This window comes from Kosmotoga pacifica (assembly GCF_001027025.1).
GTDB lineage: Bacteria > Thermotogota > Thermotogae > Petrotogales > Kosmotogaceae > Kosmotoga_B > Kosmotoga_B pacifica.
In genome coordinates this window covers 1,854,648-1,872,396 of sequence record NZ_CP011232.1, presented here as the reverse complement: position 1 = coordinate 1,872,396, position 17,749 = coordinate 1,854,648, and the positions used below count along the sequence as shown (strand labels likewise).

Genomic DNA, 17,749 nt, shown 5'->3' with positions numbered 1-17,749 from the left:
GGTTCAAGCTCTAGTCGCTATGTCGCCTTTGTATATCCAGACCTTGACACCGATTATACCCATCTTGGTCATAGCGGTTGTATAACCATAATCAATGTCGGACCTCAGTGTTTGGAGAGGAAGTCTTCCTTCGAGGTACCATTCTGTTCTGGCGATATCAGCTCCATTGAGTCTACCGGAAACCATGATTTTGATACCTTTCGCGCCCTTTCTAATGGCAGTAAAAATAGCGCGCTTCATGGCTCTCTTGTAGGAAGCCCTCTTCTCGATCCTGGCAGCGATGTCTTCAGCTACAAGTATCGCATCTATCTCGGGTGTTTTGACTTCCTCTATGTTAAGTTGAAATTGCCGTGTGATCAATTTTTCGAGTTTGGCCCTGAGGTTCTTGACCTCCACACCTTTTCTACCTATGATCACACCGGGTCTGGCACACTTGATTGTGATGGCTACTTTACCAGATTCGGGGCGTTCTATATAGATATCAGAAATACCAGCAACTCGGTAGTTCTTCTTGATGAAATCTCTGATCTTAACATCTTCAATAAGATATTCTTTGTAGTTCTTTTCATTTATCCAGCGAGCTTTCCAATCCTTGGTTATCCCAAGTCTGAAACCATAAGGATGCACTTTCTGACCCACTTAGTTGTCACCTCGCTCCTGAGGAATTGTAAGTTCCTTCTCCTTTTCGCGGTCTCTCACCACGAGTTTTATGTGGCTGAATCTTTTCAGAAGGATATCAGCCCTTCCTCTTCCACGTGGCCAGAGTCTTTTCATTCTTGGTCCGTCTTCCACAACGGCTTCGCTTACATAGAGATTGTCAATGTTTAGGCCAAAGTTGTTCTCCGCATTTGCTACTGCAGATCTAAGGACTTTGTAGACTATTCTCGCAGCTTTCTTCGGGGAGAACTCGAGAATCTGGAAAGCCTCTCCCACATTCTTACCCCTAATCGCATTTACCACATCACGGGCCTTTCGAGGGGAAATTCTCACGTATTTTGCTATGGCCCTCGCTTCTACGACTGGGATGGAAGCCAGAGCTTCTTTTCTCTGTTTATGAAATACTGATCGTTTTGGCCTTGGTGTATTTTCGGGCATTATAGAATCCCTCCTCATTTGACTTGACCTTTCTTTGCCTTCTTGTCGGCGTGTCCACCAAATCTTCTTGTAGGTGAGAACTCGCCGAGCCTATGACCGATCATGTTTTCGGTGATGTATATGGGAATGTGCTTCATTCCGTTGTACACAGCAATGGTATGACCGATCATTTCAGGAGTGATCATGGAAGCCCTGCTCCATGTCTTGATGGGCTTCTTTTCACCTTTTTCATTCATTTCTCTTATCTTTTTCATCAGTTTCGGGTGTACGTATGGACCCTTTTTCTGAGATCTTGACATTCACTGCACCCCCTGCTTAGATTTGGTTCCTGCGTTTAACTATGAGCTTGTCAGAAGGCTTCTTGCGTCTTCTGGTCTTGTACCCCTTCGCGGGCATTCCCCATGGACTCTGAGGAATGTGACCCTTAGACCTGCCTTCACCACCACCCATGGGGTGATCAACAGGGTTCATGGTCATACCCCTGACCGTTGGCCTGATACCGAGCCATCTCTTCCTTCCAGCTTTTCCATGTACCTCGTTGGAGTGATCTTCATTTCCAACCATTCCGATGGTGGCCATGCACTTCACAAGCACTTTACGCAATTCGCCTGAAGGCATTCTGAGAAGGGCATACTTCCCTTCTTTAGCCATGAGCTGGGCATAAGTTCCGGCGGATCTTGCGATCTGACCACCCTTTCCAGGCTGGAATTCTATATTGTGAACGATCGTACCAACTGGAATATTCTCAAGGGGAAGGGCGTTTCCAACGGTAATTTCCGCGTCAGGACCATTCATAACCACGTCTCCAGTTTTTAAACCTTTCGGCGCAAGGATATACCTCTTTTCGCCATCGGCATAAACAAGAAGCGCAATTCTTGCGGTCCTGTTGGGATCGTATTCAATTGCAGCAACCTTTGCAGGAATACCGAATTTGTTCCTTTTGAAATCGATGATTCTGTACATTCTTTTGTGGCCTCCACCCTGATGCCTGACAGTAACGCGTCCGTGGTGGTTTCGGCCTGCGTTTTTCTTGAGAGGTTCTATCAATGATTTTTCTGGCTCAGTTTTCGTAATTTCGTTGTAATCAGGCAGAAGAGCAAATCTTCTGCTGGGAGTAACCGGTTTAAATCTTCTAAGACCCATCTCCTACCACCTCACATCAGTGTTGGCCTTCGAGTTCTTTGATGCGGTAGCCCTCAACAAGTGTGACTATTGCCTTTTTCCACGAACGTGTCTTTCCAGCGAGGACTCCCCTTCTCTTGGGCTTACTTTTTACGGTGAGAATGTTTACTTTTTCTACCTTGACATTGAAAATCTTTTCCACAGCTTCCCTGACGGTGTATTTGTTCGCATCTCTATGTACTTCAAATACGTATTTATTGTTCTCTCCAGCCATAACGGATTTTTCCGTTATAATAGGCCTAATAAGGATATCGTTGAGCGTGAGTTTGGGATCAGTCATTAGCCGAGCACCTCCTCGATCTTGCGGACAAGATCGACTGTTAATACTAGCTTCTCATGGTTAAGAATATCGTAAACATTGAGACCATCTATGTTAGTCGATCCACCGTTTCCGGGATTGTCAGCGATGATTACCTTCACCTCAGGAATATTCCTTCCAGAGAGTTTGACGTTCTTGTACTCTTCTCTCTTCCACGGAAGAACGAAAAGGGCCTTTGTACCTTTTTCAAAACCAAGCTTTGAAATCACGTTCTTGATCTCTCTGGTCCTGGGAGTTTCAAACTTGATATCATCGAGTATGATCAGGTTGCCTTCCTGAAACCTGAGGCTAAGGGCATATTTCAGCGCTAATTTTTTCATCTTTTTGTTGAGCTTTTTCGACCAGTCCTTAGGTTTCGGACCATGAATGACTCCACCGTGCCTCCAGAGTGGGCTTCTAGTGGAGCCCGATCTAGCCCTACCGGTGTGCTTCTGGGCCCATGGCTTTCTTCCACCACCGGAAACCTCTGAACGAGTCTTCACTGATGCCGTACCCATTCTTCTTGCAGCGAGCTGCATATCAACATAACGGAACATCAGATCGATTTTCTTTTTGTCGTTGATCACGTCATGGCCAAAAATCGCGTCTTTTAGTTCAAGTGTCCCTACTGTTTTCCCGTTAACGTCAATGACGTTTAACTGGGCCATATATATTCCTCCTTCCAAGCATCATCTTCGGGGCTTCTTCGCGCTCTTGATTATTACGAGCCCGCCCCTCGCTCCTGGGACTGCGCCGTGAACGGCTATAATTCCATTCTCTGCATCGACTTTAACAACTTCCAGATTCTGGACCGTAACTCTTTCGTTACCATAGCGCCCTGGCATCTTCTTGCCTTTCCAGATCTTTGCAGGTTCAGTATGATTACCTACTGAACCGAGTTCTCTGTGGAATTTTGAACCATGAGAAGCTTCGCCACCGCGGAAATTCCATCTCTTCATGGCTCCGGTGAAACCTCTTCCTTTCGTCCAGCCAGTGACATCCACAAGTTCGCCTTCGGTGAATATTCCAGCATCTATAACATCACCCACGTTGTATTCATCAGGGTTTCCCACGCGAACTTCCCTAAGAACTCTATGGGGTTTGACATTGGCGGCTTCGAACTTTTTCAGAAGGGGCTTTGTGAGAAGCTTTTCTGCCCTTTTCTGAGGAAGCTCTTCGAAACCCAACTGAATGGCGTCGTATTCACCGGCAGCGGCAGTTTTCTTCTGAATGACCGTGCAGGGGCCAGCTTTGATTACTGTTACACCGAGGGCTTTTCCGTCCTTGTAAATCGTGGTCATTCCAAGTTTTCTGCCAATTATACCCTTCATATCTGCACCTCCGAAATGATTACAATTTGATCTCCACATCCACTCCCGCAGGGAGATCGATTTTCATCAGGGAATCGATTGTTTTTGGTGTAGGATCGATGATCTCTATGAGTCTTTTATGAACGAGCTTTTCGAACTGCTCTCTGGCATCTTTGTATTTATGGGGTGCCGTGAGAACAGTGTAAAGTGTTCTTTCTGTCGGCAACGGCACAGGGCCAGAGACCTTGGCGTTTGTGAGCTTAACGGCCTCTACTATCTTCTTAGCCGACATATCCAAGAGTCTATGGTCATAAGCCTTTAAGCGGATCCTGATCTTTTGTTTGGCCATGCCTCCAAGTTCCCTCCTTCTAAGAATAAAAGGGAGAGGGGAAGCCTCTCCCCGCAATCTTACTCGATGATTTCACTAACGACACCTGCGCCGACTGTTCTTCCGCCTTCACGAACGGCGAATCTCATACCTTTCTCAATAGCAACAGGGTAAATGAGTTCAACGGTCATGACGACGTTATCGCCGGGCATAACCATTTCGACGCCTTCAGGAAGGTCTACGAGTTCACCGGTAACGTCGGCTGTTCTGATGTAGAACTGAGGTCTGTAACCCTTGGTAAACGGTGTGTGTCTTCCGCCTTCTTCCTTCTTCAAGACGTAGATATTCGCTTTGAACTTTTTGTGAGGTGTGATTGAACCGGGTTTGGCAAGAACCTGTCCTCTCTTGACTTCGTCCTTACCAACACCTCTGAGGAGACAACCAACGTTGTCACCAGCGACACCTTCATCGAGGAGTTTGCGGAACATTTCTACACCCGTTACGACTGTTTTTCTGGTTTCATAGGATAAGCCGACGATTTCAATTTCATCACCGACGTGAATAACTCCACGTTCGATTCTTCCAGTAACGACAGTACCTCTTCCGGTGATGGAGAAGATGTCTTCGATAGGCATGAGGAAAGGTTTGTCAGTCTCCCTCTGAGGATCGGGAACGTAGTTGTCAACAGCGTCCATTAGTTCGTATATCTTCTGTACCCAGGGGTTGTCAGGATTGTCAGCTTCGAGTGCCATAAGAGCAGAACCTTTGATAACAGGTATTTCATCACCTGGGAAGTCGTAGTTGCTGAGGAGTTCTCTGACTTCTTCTTCAACGAGTTCGACAAGTTCTTCGTCATCTACCATGTCAACCTTGTTTATGAAAACTACCATGGCAGGAACGTTAACCTGTCTTGCAAGAAGAACGTGCTCTCTCGTCTGGGGCATAACACCGTCAGTTGCAGCGACAACGAGGATGGCACCATCCATCTGGGCAGCACCAGTGATCATGTTCTTGATGTAGTCAGCATGACCAGGACAGTCGATGTGAGCGTAATGTCTCTTCTCGGTCTGGTACTCGACGTGGGTAACATTGATGGTGATTCCTCTAGCCTTTTCTTCAGGAGCCTTATCGATAGCATCAAAAGGTGTGAAATCAGCGAGGCCCTTGTAAGCAAGAGACTTCGTAATAGCAGCGGTCAAAGTTGTTTTACCGTGGTCAATATGACCGATAGTACCGATGTTAAGATGGGGTTTTGTCCTTTCAAACTTTTCTTTCGCCATTTCTGTCCCTCCTCCATTACAGTGAGTGGTATAGTTTATGAACCAAGGATTTTTTCAGCGACTTTCTCAGGAACTTCCGCATAATGCGAAAATTGTATAACGTGGGTGGCCCTTCCCTGAGAAAGGGATCTGACCACTGTCGCGTAGCCAAAGAGCTCCGATAGGGGCACGTGTGCCTTAACTATTCTCAAGCCTGCCTTGTTTTCGAAGCCTTCGATTCGCGCCCTTCTGGAATTTAAGTCAGCAATAAGGTCACCTAGGTACTCTTCAGGACTCGTGAGTTCAACGGACATGATAGGTTCGAGTAAAGTAGGCTTGGCTTTGCGACATGCATCTCTAAAAGCCATCGAGGCTGCGATTTTAAAAGCCATTTCAGATGAGTCCACTTCATGATAGGATCCGTCGAGCAAAGAAATTTTGAGATTAACCATGGGATAACCCGCGAGGACACCTGAGAGCGCGGCTTCTTTGACACCCGCCTCGATTGCTGAAATGAATTCTTTGGGAATCACACCACCAGCCGTCTTATCCTCAAATGAGATACCGTCTTTGCTGGGCTCAATCTTCAAAACGACGTGGCCATATTGGCCCCTACCACCAGATTGACGTATGTATTTACCCTCGGCAGTAGCTTCTTGCTTGACAGTTTCTCGATAAGACACCTGCGGGTGCCCCACACGTAAGTTGACATTGAATTCCCGTTTGATCCGCTCTACGACAACTTCGAGGTGCAATTCACCCATACCAGAGAGTATGGTCTCATTGGTTTCTGGATCAACAAATGTCTTGAGAGACGGATCTTCTTCAGTCAAAGCCTGCAAAGCCTTTGACAATTTTGGAAGTTCATTTTTGCTTGCCGCTTCAATAGCGATCGAGATTACGGGTTCAGGAAACTCGATCTTTTCAAGCAGAACTTTTCTCGTACCGTCAGCCACAATGGTTTCACCTGTCATTGTGTTTTTCATGCCTACCATAGCGACTATATCCCCGGCCCTGATGTAGTCTATTTCTTCGCGTTGATTAGCATGCATAAAAAGGAGTCTTGAAACACGTTCCTTGATTCCTTTATTGCAGTTCACAACATAAGAACCTTTAGTCAAAGAACCAGAATATACTCTGACGAAGGTCACTTTCCCCACATGGGGATCGACCATGATTTTGAACGCCATTCCTACAAATGGATCGTTTTCGTCAGGTCTTACATCTATCTCTTCTTGAGTGTCCGGATCGATTCCTTTGACAGGCGGAAGATCGGTAGGTGCTGGTAAATAATCAACGATAGCATCGAGCAGAGGTTGTACACCTCTATTTTTAAAGGCAGAACCACAAAGTACAGGGACAATCTGATTTGCAAGCGTCCCTTTTCTAATAGCCTTTTTGAGCCTCTCCTCCGGTATCGGTTCACCGGCAAGGTACAATTCCATGATTTCTTCGTCGAATTCGGCAACGTGGGTGATCAAATCTTCGTGGGCTTCTTCCGCTCTTTCAAGTAATTCGTCCGGTATTTCTTCGTAGCCATATTCTGTCCCATCCGGGTCATACCATCTGATGGCTTTCATTTTAACCAGATCGATAACACCATCAAACTCACTTTCTGCACCTATTGGAATTTGAAGCGGAACGGGATTCGCAAATAATCTATCAACCATACTTTGTACGGCTGCATTGAAATCCGCTCCGGTTTTATCCATTTTGTTTATAAAGGCAATCCTGGGTACATGGTATTTATTGGCCTGACGCCAAACTGTTTCTGACTGGGGTTCAACACCGGCTTGTGCATCAAAGACAGCAATAGCCCCATCGAGCACTCTGAGAGACCTCTCGACTTCGACAGTAAAGTCAACGTGGCCGGGTGTATCGATAATGTTTATTCGATGTTTTCTCCAGAAACAGGTTGTAGCAGCAGAAGTAATGGTAATGCCACGTTCTTTCTCCTGATCCATCCAATCCATTGTGGCGGTACCATCGTCTACGTTTCCTAGTTTGTATTTTTTACCGGTGTAGAAAAGAATTCTCTCTGTTGTCGTCGTCTTACCGGCATCAATATGAGCCATGATGCCGATATTCCTCACGGCATCTAATCTGGTCCGTCTTTCTTTCACAATTTACCTCCTAAAGAGCGATCACCATCTGAAGTGAGCGTATGCTTTACCCGCTTCAGCCATTCTGTGAACGTCTTCTCTCTTCTTTACAGCCGCGCCCGTGCCATTGTAAGCGTCGATAAGTTCCATGGCAAGTCTCTCGCTCATGGGTCTTCCTTTCTTAGCTCTGGAAGCAGTAACTATCCAGCGTAGCGCGAGGGAAAGGGCTCTGTGTTCTGGCACTTCAAAGGGAATCTGGTATGTCGCACCACCAACACGCCTTGGTCTAACCTCAAGAAGGGGCTTGACGTTGTTGATGGCTTTCTTAAAAGCCTCCATTGGTGGCTGTTTCGTTCTTTCGGAAAGGATTTCAATAGCTCGATACACTATTTTTTCCGCTTTGCTTTTTTTCCCGTCCACCATAATCCTGTTTATAAGTTTTGTAACAAGAACATCATTGTAAACCGGATCGGGAGCGACTTCTCTCTTAACTGCTCTTCTTCTTCTCATTCAAGGCTACCTCCCTTACTTTTTCGGCCTCTTGGCACCATACCTGCTTCTGGACTGCCTTCTGTTGGCAACACCTTCAGAGTCCAGCGTGCCTCTAATTATCTTGTATCTTACACCGGGAAGATCCTTGACCCTTCCACCTCTGACGAGCACCACGGAGTGCTCCTGAAGGTTGTGACCTTCACCGGGAATATAGGCGGTAACCTCTGTCCCGTTGGAAAGCCTTACTCTCGCTATTTTACGAAGAGCAGAATTAGGCTTTTTCGGGGTCATTGTTGAAACTCTGATACATACACCACGCTTCTGGGGATTGTTTTCCAGAGCGGGAGATTTAGATTTCTTCTTTACACTCTTCCTGGCGTGTCTCACTAACTGATTAATAGTGGGCATTAGCTTATAATCCGCCTCCTTTCAACAATATACCAAAGCTTATTTTACAATGTAGCCCCTACTATGTCAATCTGAAGCTGACACCAGCTTGGATACTTAAAGAAAATTTACAGGATATTTACTTTTGAAACAGGTTCATGAGTTCAAGTATTCCGGATTTCTCACCCAACTCTCCATTTTTGTAGGCTTCATCGAGTTTCTGAAGTTCCGTTAGTGCTCTTTTTAGCTCACTCAAGTCGTAATGTTCCACTAAATTGATACCACCACTGGTACCTGAAAAGGCGAAGCCCACAAGTTTTGCAAGTCTTCCGGTTTTGATACCGGTGATTCTTTCCAGTTCGAGTATCGATTTCCAGTTGGTGAGTGGTCGATCATAGGAAAGGAGAGCCTCTTTAACGAGGCCCAGATCCAGAATCAATCTGGTAAGGGAAGATAAGAGTGGCAGAAAACTCACACTTTTCTTCTCCATCTTATTGATAAGCGTTCTGCTATTCCGATTCTTTAGGATATCCATGGCGATTTCTTCAGTAGTAATATTACTCAAAGCAAATGTATACAGGTCAACATCTGCAACGGTGATCTTTTTTCCAAGAGTTTTCAACTTCTTTAGTTCAGAAAATATGGCCCATTCTTTCCCTCCAAAGAGTTCAAATAATCTTTCAGCGGCATCCTTTTCTATTTCTATTTTAAGATTGGAGGCCAGCTTGCAAATGAAGAGTTTCCAATTTTTTTTGTCCCAGTACTTTGGAAGCTCAAAGGTCTTTTTTTCACAACCATTTATCACTTCATCTTCGACGAAGAGTGTCATTTCTTTCCCAACGTGTTCAATAAGAGGTACGCAGATGGATTTTTCTTTCTTGTTCCATTTTTTGAATTTTTTCAGCCATATTCCATCATTCTCGACAAACATCATCGAGCTGGTTAAAGCCCTTTCAAGCTTTTCTAGTTTGTCTGAATCGTCGGGAAATATTATCTTAACACTGTTAACTTTGCTCTTTACAAAGAGTTCTTTCAATACCTCAGAATCACCCATAAGGCAAAAGATCATTATTTTTCCTCCGTTGAAAGCCAGACTTCAAGAACCGGTTTCAGAGGTGCACCAGCTTCAGGTAGCTGTTTCACAACACGACCCGTTCCATGAATTTTCAGTTTCTCAATGCCGAGCAGTTCTTTTATTTCAATTACATCATGTAAAGTATACCCTATTAGTTGGGGAGTCTTCCAGCTGTAGATTTCATGTTTCGGTTCCGGGGTTTCTTCATGTAATCCGTAGATATTTTTAACGATTTCTGAAAATATTGGGCCTGCGACTGTTCCACCGTAATATTCTCCCGCCCTGGGATTATCTATCATTACCAGCAACGAATATTTGGGAGCATCAACAGGGAAAAAACCCCAGAACAGCGAATAATAATCGCTGTAACTGTAGCCCGATTCAGTAGCTTTTTGTGCGGTTCCTGTCTTGCCACCTATTCTAAGACCCTCAACCTGGGCTCTTGTACCAGTGCCGCTCGCTACAACGGATTCCAGCACAGGGATCATGGTTTTCACTAACTTCGACGAAAATATTCTTGATTCGATTTTAGGGGGAATCTCCCTTATCTCTGTGCCATTACCCACAGCTTTTACGAAGGAGGGAATGAGAAGATTTCCATCGGCAGCATATGTATTCAGCGCCCTCAGTAGTTGAAAAATAGTTACTCCAATTCCCTGGCCGATAGCGAACTGGTAGGGAGAAATGAGGGACCAATCAGAGGGTGCTTGAAAGAGTCCTTTGATCTCACCGTAGAGATCCACACCTGTTTTCCTGCCAAAACCTGCTTCTATGAGTTTTCTGTAAAATTCAGACTTCCCGATGTTGTTAAGGATCGCCCGGGCAACTTGCGTGGTCGCGACATTACAGGAATTTCTTATTGCATCTCTAAAAGTCTCAATACCGTGTTTCTCACCTTCTGTATCTCTTATAAATATGTCTAGCCCTTCTATAGGTTGAATGATACCGTTGCAAAGGAATGTAGATTCCTCAGTTATCGAGAAGGTTTCAAGGGCAATTCCATAAATAATGGGCTTTATCGTTGAGCCGGGTTCGAAGATACCCATAAGCCCAACATCCCAGTCATAGGTATTGGCGTAAGCGAGAATTTTCCCAGTCTTGCTTTCCATGAGTATAGCGATGCCACCGTCAGCTTTATTCTTTCTGACACCTTTGCTCAAGACATCGTATACCATCTTCTGCAGATCGAGATCTATTGAAAGGTAAACATCGTTTCCATCTTCAGGATTTACTTTCAACGTGCCCGTAAGTGTCTTTCTAACATAACCGTCTTTTTTACCTCTTAGAACGTTATCATAACTTTTCTCAATACCACTCAAAGCTCTGCCGCTGCCATCAAGGCTACCCACTATTTTGCTAAGCCCGTACTCTTTCAATGACAGACGTTCTGTATTCAATTCGATGGAGATATACTTCCTGACAACTGGTGTTATTTTGCGCATCATTTCGTCAAGATTATTCGATTTTCCCAGCAGCATAAAATAAGAATCTGAATTGATCTTCTTGAGGACTTCTTCCTTTGGAAAGGCAAAGTAATCAGAGATATTTTTAAGAAGCAGCTCCAGCTCACTTTCAGAAGCATTCCTTCTGATGAATTCGAGGTCTAACCAGGCTTCGTAGAGCAAGGAATCATACGCAAGCAGCCTGCCCTTAGCATCATAAATCGAACCTCTATGGGCAGGTATTCTGGTCATCTGCGTAACGACCGGAATCTCTAGATCCGCAAAAAGTGCGTAATAAACAACCCTTCCACTAAATATAGTGGTGATTATAATCAGCAGTGTAAATAGCGTCGATACGCGTCCTGAAAGTTTTTTTATCCGGGTTGCACCTCACTTATTTACTTTTCCGCTCTCACCCCAACCACAGTCTCCAGATATGAAATCTCCCTCGACAGGTCGTCGAGTTTGGATTCCATAACAGTTATTCTGGTCTCTTTCTCAATAGCCATTTCATTGTAGAGATCTGCTTTGTTCCCAAAATGGAGAGGTAAAACGATGGAGACCGTAGTTGCAAGAAAGATGATAAGAATCTGAAGCACAGTAACGAAAGGCCATACACCGCTACGGGTGAGAACCATATCGTGGGTTTCTACCCTCGTTACTCTCCGCTTCGCTATAATGGATTGCACGAGACGTTCCTCCCTTCAGATCCGCTCCGCTGCCCTCAACTTTGCACTTCTTGCTCGAGGGTTTTCTCTAACCTCCTCTTCGGACGGTACTACTGGTTTCTTCGTCAAGATCTTTAGCTCAATGCCCTTCTTCTCCCTAAACGCATGTTTAACCGTCCTATCCTCGAGCGAATGAAAAGTGATCACGACCACTCTTCCGCCGGGGTTGAGATATCCAGGGATCTTCTCAAGAGTATTGCGGATGACCTCCAGCTCCTTGTTAACTTCAATTCTCAAAGCCTGAAATGTCCTAGTGGCAAAATGTCTTTTCCTTTTGTGTCTTTCTTCTGGCGGTAAGGCTGCGCGAATAGCCTCAACAAGTTCGAAGGTAGTTTGAATGGGTCTCCGCTTCACTATGCTCCGGGCTATTCGCCGGGAGAAACGCTTCTCATCGCCATACTCGAATATGACCTTTGCCAGTTCCCGCTCCGAATACTTGTTGACTATATCTACTGCTTTGACAGGATTGCTGAGATTCATTCTCATATCCAGTGGTTCGTCCACTTCGTAGCTGAAACCTCTTCCTCTGGCTTTGAGCTGGTAGGTCGAAACGCCGAGATCGAGTAAAAATCCATCGACCCTGTTAATACCAAGAGATCCCAGAACAACGTCGAAATCAAGATACGAAACATTGAACAACCGTACGTTTCCCTGAATATCTCGCAGTTTCCGCTCCGCTAATGCTAAAACCTCAGCATCCACATCCAACCCTATCACAGTGGATCTCGCCGAGGTTGCTTCAATTATAGCTTTAGTATGCCCACCTTCGCCTAGGGTACAGTCCACATAAACTCCATCATCTCTTGTAAGCAAATATTGGAGCGCTTCGTGAACCATTACGCTCCGGTGGGACTCGTGGTACTCTCTTGGCAATGTCATTCACTCCGCTCGTATGAAATATTATCACTTTTTACCACGCAATGTCAAATTTTAATTAATAATTTTATATCTCTCTAAAAGCTTAATAAAAGCCTATCACAGCACCTGCAAAAAAAATCACTCTGTGTTTTTCTCAATTGATGCGAAGAAAAGGAGTTCTTTTTCGATAAAGGAATCGATTTCACCATCCATTACGGCCTGTATATCACCAGTTTCATGTTGGGTTCTGTGGTCTTTGACCATTGTGTACGGTTGGAAAACATAAGATCTTATCTGGCTTCCCCATGCGATATCTTTCTGTTCACCAAGGAGCTTCATCTTTTCTTTTCTCTTCTTTTCAAGTTCCAGTTCAAAGAGTTTCGCCTTCAGTATTTTCATAGCTGTGGCCTTGTTTTGATGCTGAGATCGCTCATTTTGACAGGTTACAACGATTCCTGTGGGAAGATGGGTTATTCGTACAGCGGATTCCGTTCTATTAACATGTTGTCCACCCGCGCCGCCGGCTCTATAAGTGTCGATACGTAGTTCTTCCGGCTGAATCTCAATTTCCACATCATCTTCCATTTCAGGCGATACACTAACAGAGGCAAAGGAAGTGTGTCTCCTATGATTTGCATCGAAAGGCGATATCCTCACAAGACGGTGAACTCCGGATTCATATTTCAGCTTGCCATATGCATATGGTCCCACGATCTGTATTGTCGCGCTTTTTATACCCGCCTCATCACCGGGTTGATGCTCAATGATGTTTACCTTGTAACCATTCTTTTCAGCCCATCGAGTGTACATCCTCAAAAGCATAGATGCCCAGTCCTGGGATTCTGTTCCTCCTGCCCCGGGATGTATGCTCAAAAAAGCGTTGTTAGGATCATACGGAGAACTCAACAAAATGTTGAGCTCGAATTCTCTTACTTTCCTTTCCGCATCCTTTAATAGTTTATCGACCTGCTCAATAAAACTCTCATCTTCTTCTGCCAGTTCCGCTGCGATCTCTATGTTTTCAAAAGTTTCTTCAGCTTCTCCGAGCAGTTGAAGCTGGCTCCTCAGGGATTGAGCTTCCTGCCCAAGTCTGCCAGCAGTTTTCCGATCAGCCCAGATGGACGGGTCGGAAAGTTTTTCTTCTATCTCTGTTAATCTTGCCTTTGTTTTTTCCAGATCAATCGTAGAACGTATCGATTTAAACTTCTCTTTTAGCTCGTTGATCCTCGAGTTTGTCTCATAGCTGAGCATACTCCACCTCCAGATTACCTCTTTATCTTAAATCGTTTCTTATATGCATTCTTCTGAGAGTTTTTCTTTTCCGAAGCAGACCGCGACAACGCTGAAAAATCAGAATGGACAAAGTTCAAGTTGTTTATCTCACTCTTTGCTTTTTTCTCCACCTTTTCGCTGTCTATTCTGACAAGGCGGGTGAGGACTGTGACTACATCATCATAAAGGCCATCTATCATATCCTGAAAGAGCATGTAAGATTCCTTTTTGAATTCTATCACAGGATCTTTCTGCCCGTAAGCTCTTAAACCAACAGAGTCTTTCAAATGCTCTATGGCCTCAAGATGCTTCCTCCAGCGTTCATCTATCATCCTTAGCATGAGATATTTGAATACTTTTCCGAATTCCTCACCAAACTGTTCTTTCTTTTCGTCGTATACCTTTAAGAGGATATCAAGGAGTTTTTCTCTCAACTCCCTGAGGTTATCAGCCATGACAGAATCCAGTATCGTCGCAGGAATGAATGAGAACATTTCTTTCAACTCTTCAGGTGACGGCACTTCCTCCAGTTCATCCAGTCGTCTGGATATAACGTCTTCAAATATCTCTTTTACGTGATTATCGAGATCTTCTCCTTTGAGTAACCAATTACGATGAGCATATATGGCTCCCCTCTGTTTATCAACAACAGAGTCCAGTTCGTAGAGCCTCTTCCTTATGGAGAAATGAATACCCTCGATTTTTTTCTGCGCCGAGTTTATTATCCGGCTTAGGAGAGGATGCTCTATCGGCTCCCCCGGCTGCATCTTCAACGTGTTCATTACAGTCCCTATCTTCTCTCCACCGAAGAGTCTTATGAGATCGTCCTCCAGTGAGAGGAAGAACCTTGACTCACCCGGATCGCCCTGCCTTCCAGAACGTCCGATGAGCTGGTTGTCAATTCTTCGGCTTTCGTGCCTCTCCGTTCCAAGCACGAAGAGTCCCCCAAGCTCCTTGACTCCTTCTCCGAGTTTTATGTCTGTTCCCCTTCCAGCCATGTTGGTGGCTATTGTCACCATGCCTTTTTCTCCTGCTTTGGCGACGATCTCAGCTTCTCGCTCATGGTGTTTAGCGTTCAGAACCTGATGGGGAATACCCTTTTTCCTTAACATATTGCTCAGCAGCTCACTTTTCTCAATCGATGTCGTTCCGACGAGTACAGGCTGCCCCTTCTTGTACCTCTGTACGATTTCGTTAACGATGGCTTCATACTTTTCTTTAGTTGTTCTGTATATTAGGTCATTCAAATCTTTCCTAACAACCGGTTTGTTCGTGGGAATGACCACAACTTCTGTCCCATAAATCGAGATAAACTCCGCTTCTTCGGTAGCAGCTGTTCCGGTCATTCCGGCGATCTTCTCATACATTTTGAAATAGTTCTGAAAAGTTATGGTGGCAAAAGTCACACTCTCTTCCCGGATCTTAACGCCTTCCTTAGCCTCGATAGCCTGATGCAGCCCTTCGCTATACCTCCTGCCAGGCAAAAGTCGGCCTGTGAACTCGTCAACAATGATAACTTCTCCATCTTTCACAATATAGTCCACGTCTTTTTTAAAAAGTGTACGCGCCTTGAGCGCATTGAGTAGATGGAAGAGGTATCTGTAATTGTCGGGGTCATAGAGATTGTCAAGATTCAAAAGCTTTTCGGCCTTCTCTATACCCTTATCAGTAAGATTTACCGTGCGTTCTTTTTCACTTACAGTGAAGTCTTCATCTTGGTTGAATCTCTTGGCTATGAAAGCGAATTGCCGATACATCGCGGAAGAATCAGACGAGGGGCCTGATATAATCAAGGGTGTTCTGGCTTCATCTATCAGAATACTATCTGCCTCATCAACAATAACGTAATGATGTCCCCTTTGCACTTTGCTTTCCAGATCATATACCAGGTTATCTCTGAGATAATCAAAACCAAATTCATTTGCTGTGCCATAGGTGATATCACACTGGTAAGCGAGTTTTCTCTTGCTTGGTTCCATTGACGCTTGTATATAACCAACGGTGAGTCCAAGGTATTCGTAAACGGGTCCCATCCAGTTAGCGTCCCTTTTGGCCAGATAATCGTTTACTGTTGCGAGATGTGCCCCTTTACCTGATAAAGCATTCAGATACATGGGCATGGTAGCCACAAGGGTTTTACCTTCTCCCGTCTTCATTTCGGCGATCTTTCCTTCATGCAGAGCGATGGCACCCATCACCTGTACGTCAAAATGCCTCATCCCCACAGTTCGTTTTGCAGCTTCCCTCACCAGCGCAAATGCTTCCGGGAGCAGGGAATCAAGGGGTTCACCTTTTTTGAGTCTTTCTTTAAATTCAGCTGTCTTCTGAGGGAACTTCTCAGCAGGTAGTGATTCCATTTCAGCCGCATATGCGTTTACCTTATTCACTACAGCGGCATATTTTTTCAAAATTCTCTTGTTCTTATCAAACAATGAGCTCATGATGCTCATCACAAACACCTCTATTCAGTATACTCTCAATGAATGGATAAAATTGCCATCTTCATCCATCGATTCTATGTATAGCAATGCTGTATCGACTTTCATACCCAGCAAGTCATAGAAGATATCACCGAGGTTAACGAAAACTTCCGCGATATTTTCAGCTTCATTCATTTCTTTCAGATACATGTATCTATCGTTGTCCTTCAATCTTTTCCCCGTCGACAATCGTCTGACGTAATCTTCAGGAGAAAGATTGGTTATCACGGTATACTCCCCATCGAACAGAAAATAAATTCTCTCGAGGATACTTTTCACTTCATACACTTCGAACCCGTTAATACTGTAATGTTTTGCACCCCACTCTTCCAATTTTTGCCTTTCAGGTCCGGTATCAGCTGATATCTGAAACCTCAATGCAAAACTCGTGGGACTTGCGGCCACACTACCGAAAATCTCGGCGACTCCCTGTCCTTTTTTAGCAAATTCAACAATTAGATCCGCTAATTCACGATAAGGTTCAAGACTATCATTGAACCAATGGGAGAGCTCTCTCCTCAAAGTGGAAACGCTATTGGCTGGAAAAAAAGCGAGATAATTACCAAAATATTGCCCGGATAATTTATCCTCTTTGGTGTCCATATATCCCATGAGTCTATCTTTTTCAGTCCCATCCAGGAAAATATTCTCCTGTATCATAGTAGCCGCCAATGTGTGTCCCTCCGGCCTGACAAACAATGTGGTTTTTCTGGTACTGAAAATGTGTTCAAGTCCCAGGCCAATTTTGAAACGATCACTGTCAAAATACCCTGTAATCCAGTACCCTTCACTGGATTTTACAAATTCTGCAGCCTCTTCTTCCGAATCTATCATTCTACCAATTTCTCCTGAAAAAGCCTTGAGTGGAGATTCCACGGCATCTCTCGTATCCCCTAAAATCAAAAAGTTGTCTCCAACATGAAAATATACCTCTCCGCTATTACTCCTAAGTTCCCCCACCAGATCTCCTTCTTGTTGAAAAATAGAAGTTTCAAGAAGTGACGCGATGATCTTTAAAAGTTCCATTGGTTCTTCCGATTTCCAGACGAGAAAGATATCTTTTGTCCCGGTTTTAAATTTTTCCAGAACGAAGATAGGATCAAAGGTTATGATATTCTCGAGTTCCAGATCAAATTCCTTACCTGCAAGTAAAATTTCACCATTAATAGCCTTTTTTATCTTTCGTTCATCGGGTGTGCTACCGGTTGAGTAACCTGCAGCTGAAAGGAGCGAAAGAAAATAGTCTTCGAGCCCTAGCCCATCTTTTTCGAGATAGACATAAAAGAGGTTCGTGTTTTTCTTAAGATACTCGAAGTAGTCAACGCTGTTTTTGATGATGAGAAAATATCCAGCGCTTGATGGGAGAAAATCGGTAATCTCCTGCGCAAAAGCAAAAATACTTGTTGTGATTAAAAGCAATGACAGTAACTTTTTCAACACG

At 44.5% G+C, this 17,749-nt stretch carries 19 protein-coding genes; all 19 read right to left on the bottom strand.

The genetic code is table 11. The annotated features are described in order from the left end of the window. Window positions 1-3: 3 nt before the first annotated feature. Window positions 4-639 carry a 30S ribosomal protein S3 gene (rpsC, locus tag IX53_RS08770; protein WP_047755028.1) on the bottom strand — a complete coding sequence of 212 codons (636 nt, stop codon included), beginning with the start codon at window positions 637-639 and terminating at the stop codon, window positions 4-6. After that, window positions 640-1,095, bottom strand: a complete 456-nt coding sequence (gene rplV, locus IX53_RS08765) for a 50S ribosomal protein L22 (protein ID WP_047755027.1) — start codon at window positions 1,093-1,095, stop codon at window positions 640-642. Window positions 1,096-1,109: 14 nt separating this feature from the next. Next, window positions 1,110-1,394: a 30S ribosomal protein S19 gene (gene rpsS, locus IX53_RS08760; protein ID WP_047755026.1), complete on the bottom strand. Its 285-nt coding sequence runs from the start codon at window positions 1,392-1,394 to the stop codon at window positions 1,110-1,112. A gap of 16 nt (window positions 1,395-1,410) precedes the next feature. Further along, window positions 1,411-2,238: a 50S ribosomal protein L2 gene (rplB, locus tag IX53_RS08755; protein ID WP_047755025.1), complete on the bottom strand. Its 828-nt coding sequence runs from the start codon at window positions 2,236-2,238 to the stop codon at window positions 1,411-1,413. 16 nt (window positions 2,239-2,254) lie between these two features. After that, on the bottom strand, window positions 2,255-2,557 hold the full coding sequence (gene rplW / locus IX53_RS08750) for a 50S ribosomal protein L23 (protein WP_047755024.1): 303 nt from the start codon (window positions 2,555-2,557) through the stop codon (window positions 2,255-2,257). After that, on the bottom strand, window positions 2,557-3,243 hold the full coding sequence (rplD, locus tag IX53_RS08745; RefSeq protein ID WP_047755023.1) for a 50S ribosomal protein L4: 687 nt from the start codon (window positions 3,241-3,243) through the stop codon (window positions 2,557-2,559). The genes rplW and rplD overlap by 1 nt, the downstream gene beginning before the upstream one ends. A 21-nt stretch (window positions 3,244-3,264) precedes the next feature. After that, window positions 3,265-3,906: a 50S ribosomal protein L3 gene (rplC, locus tag IX53_RS08740; RefSeq protein WP_047755022.1), complete on the bottom strand. Its 642-nt coding sequence runs from the start codon at window positions 3,904-3,906 to the stop codon at window positions 3,265-3,267. 19 nt (window positions 3,907-3,925) lie between these two features. Further along, a complete protein-coding gene (rpsJ, locus tag IX53_RS08735; RefSeq protein ID WP_047755021.1) occupies window positions 3,926-4,234 on the bottom strand; it encodes a 30S ribosomal protein S10 in 309 nt (102 codons plus the stop codon). Window positions 4,235-4,293: 59 nt separating this feature from the next. Continuing rightward, complete coding sequence (gene tuf / locus IX53_RS08730) at window positions 4,294-5,493, bottom strand: elongation factor Tu (RefSeq protein ID WP_047755020.1); 1,200 nt, start codon at window positions 5,491-5,493, stop codon at window positions 4,294-4,296. Window positions 5,494-5,528: 35 nt separating this feature from the next. Then, window positions 5,529-7,595, bottom strand: coding sequence for an elongation factor G (fusA, locus tag IX53_RS08725; RefSeq protein WP_082128542.1), 2,067 nt, complete (start codon window positions 7,593-7,595; stop codon window positions 5,529-5,531). A 21-nt stretch (window positions 7,596-7,616) separates the two neighbouring features. Further along, window positions 7,617-8,084 carry a 30S ribosomal protein S7 gene (gene rpsG, locus IX53_RS08720; RefSeq protein WP_047755019.1) on the bottom strand — a complete coding sequence of 156 codons (468 nt, stop codon included), beginning with the start codon at window positions 8,082-8,084 and terminating at the stop codon, window positions 7,617-7,619. A 15-nt stretch (window positions 8,085-8,099) separates the two neighbouring features. Next, window positions 8,100-8,474 carry a 30S ribosomal protein S12 gene (rpsL, locus tag IX53_RS08715; protein ID WP_047755018.1) on the bottom strand — a complete coding sequence of 125 codons (375 nt, stop codon included), beginning with the start codon at window positions 8,472-8,474 and terminating at the stop codon, window positions 8,100-8,102. Between the two features lie 118 nt (window positions 8,475-8,592). Beyond that, window positions 8,593-9,522: a DNA polymerase III subunit delta gene (locus IX53_RS08710; RefSeq protein ID WP_047755017.1), complete on the bottom strand. Its 930-nt coding sequence runs from the start codon at window positions 9,520-9,522 to the stop codon at window positions 8,593-8,595. Beyond that, the gene (locus IX53_RS08705) at window positions 9,522-11,222 is read right to left on the bottom strand and encodes a penicillin-binding transpeptidase domain-containing protein (RefSeq protein WP_047755016.1); all 1,701 of its coding nucleotides are present in this window, start codon (window positions 11,220-11,222) and stop codon (window positions 9,522-9,524) included. Before IX53_RS08705 ends, IX53_RS08710 begins: the two co-directional genes overlap by 1 nt. Window positions 11,223-11,368: 146 nt before the next feature. After that, complete coding sequence (locus IX53_RS08700; RefSeq protein ID WP_047755015.1) at window positions 11,369-11,659, bottom strand: hypothetical protein; 291 nt, start codon at window positions 11,657-11,659, stop codon at window positions 11,369-11,371. 15 nt (window positions 11,660-11,674) lie between these two features. After that, window positions 11,675-12,577, bottom strand: a complete 903-nt coding sequence (gene rsmH / locus IX53_RS08695; RefSeq protein WP_047755014.1) for a 16S rRNA (cytosine(1402)-N(4))-methyltransferase RsmH — start codon at window positions 12,575-12,577, stop codon at window positions 11,675-11,677. A gap of 117 nt (window positions 12,578-12,694) precedes the next feature. Continuing rightward, window positions 12,695-13,807, bottom strand: coding sequence for a peptide chain release factor 2 (gene prfB / locus IX53_RS08690; protein WP_047755013.1), 1,113 nt, complete (start codon window positions 13,805-13,807; stop codon window positions 12,695-12,697). Window positions 13,808-13,821: 14 nt separating this feature from the next. After that, window positions 13,822-16,278 carry a preprotein translocase subunit SecA gene (secA, locus tag IX53_RS08685; RefSeq protein ID WP_047755012.1) on the bottom strand — a complete coding sequence of 819 codons (2,457 nt, stop codon included), beginning with the start codon at window positions 16,276-16,278 and terminating at the stop codon, window positions 13,822-13,824. Window positions 16,279-16,293: 15 nt separating this feature from the next. Further along, the gene (locus tag IX53_RS08680; protein WP_047755011.1) at window positions 16,294-17,745 is read right to left on the bottom strand and encodes a hypothetical protein; all 1,452 of its coding nucleotides are present in this window, start codon (window positions 17,743-17,745) and stop codon (window positions 16,294-16,296) included. Window positions 17,746-17,749: the final 4 nt, after the last annotated feature.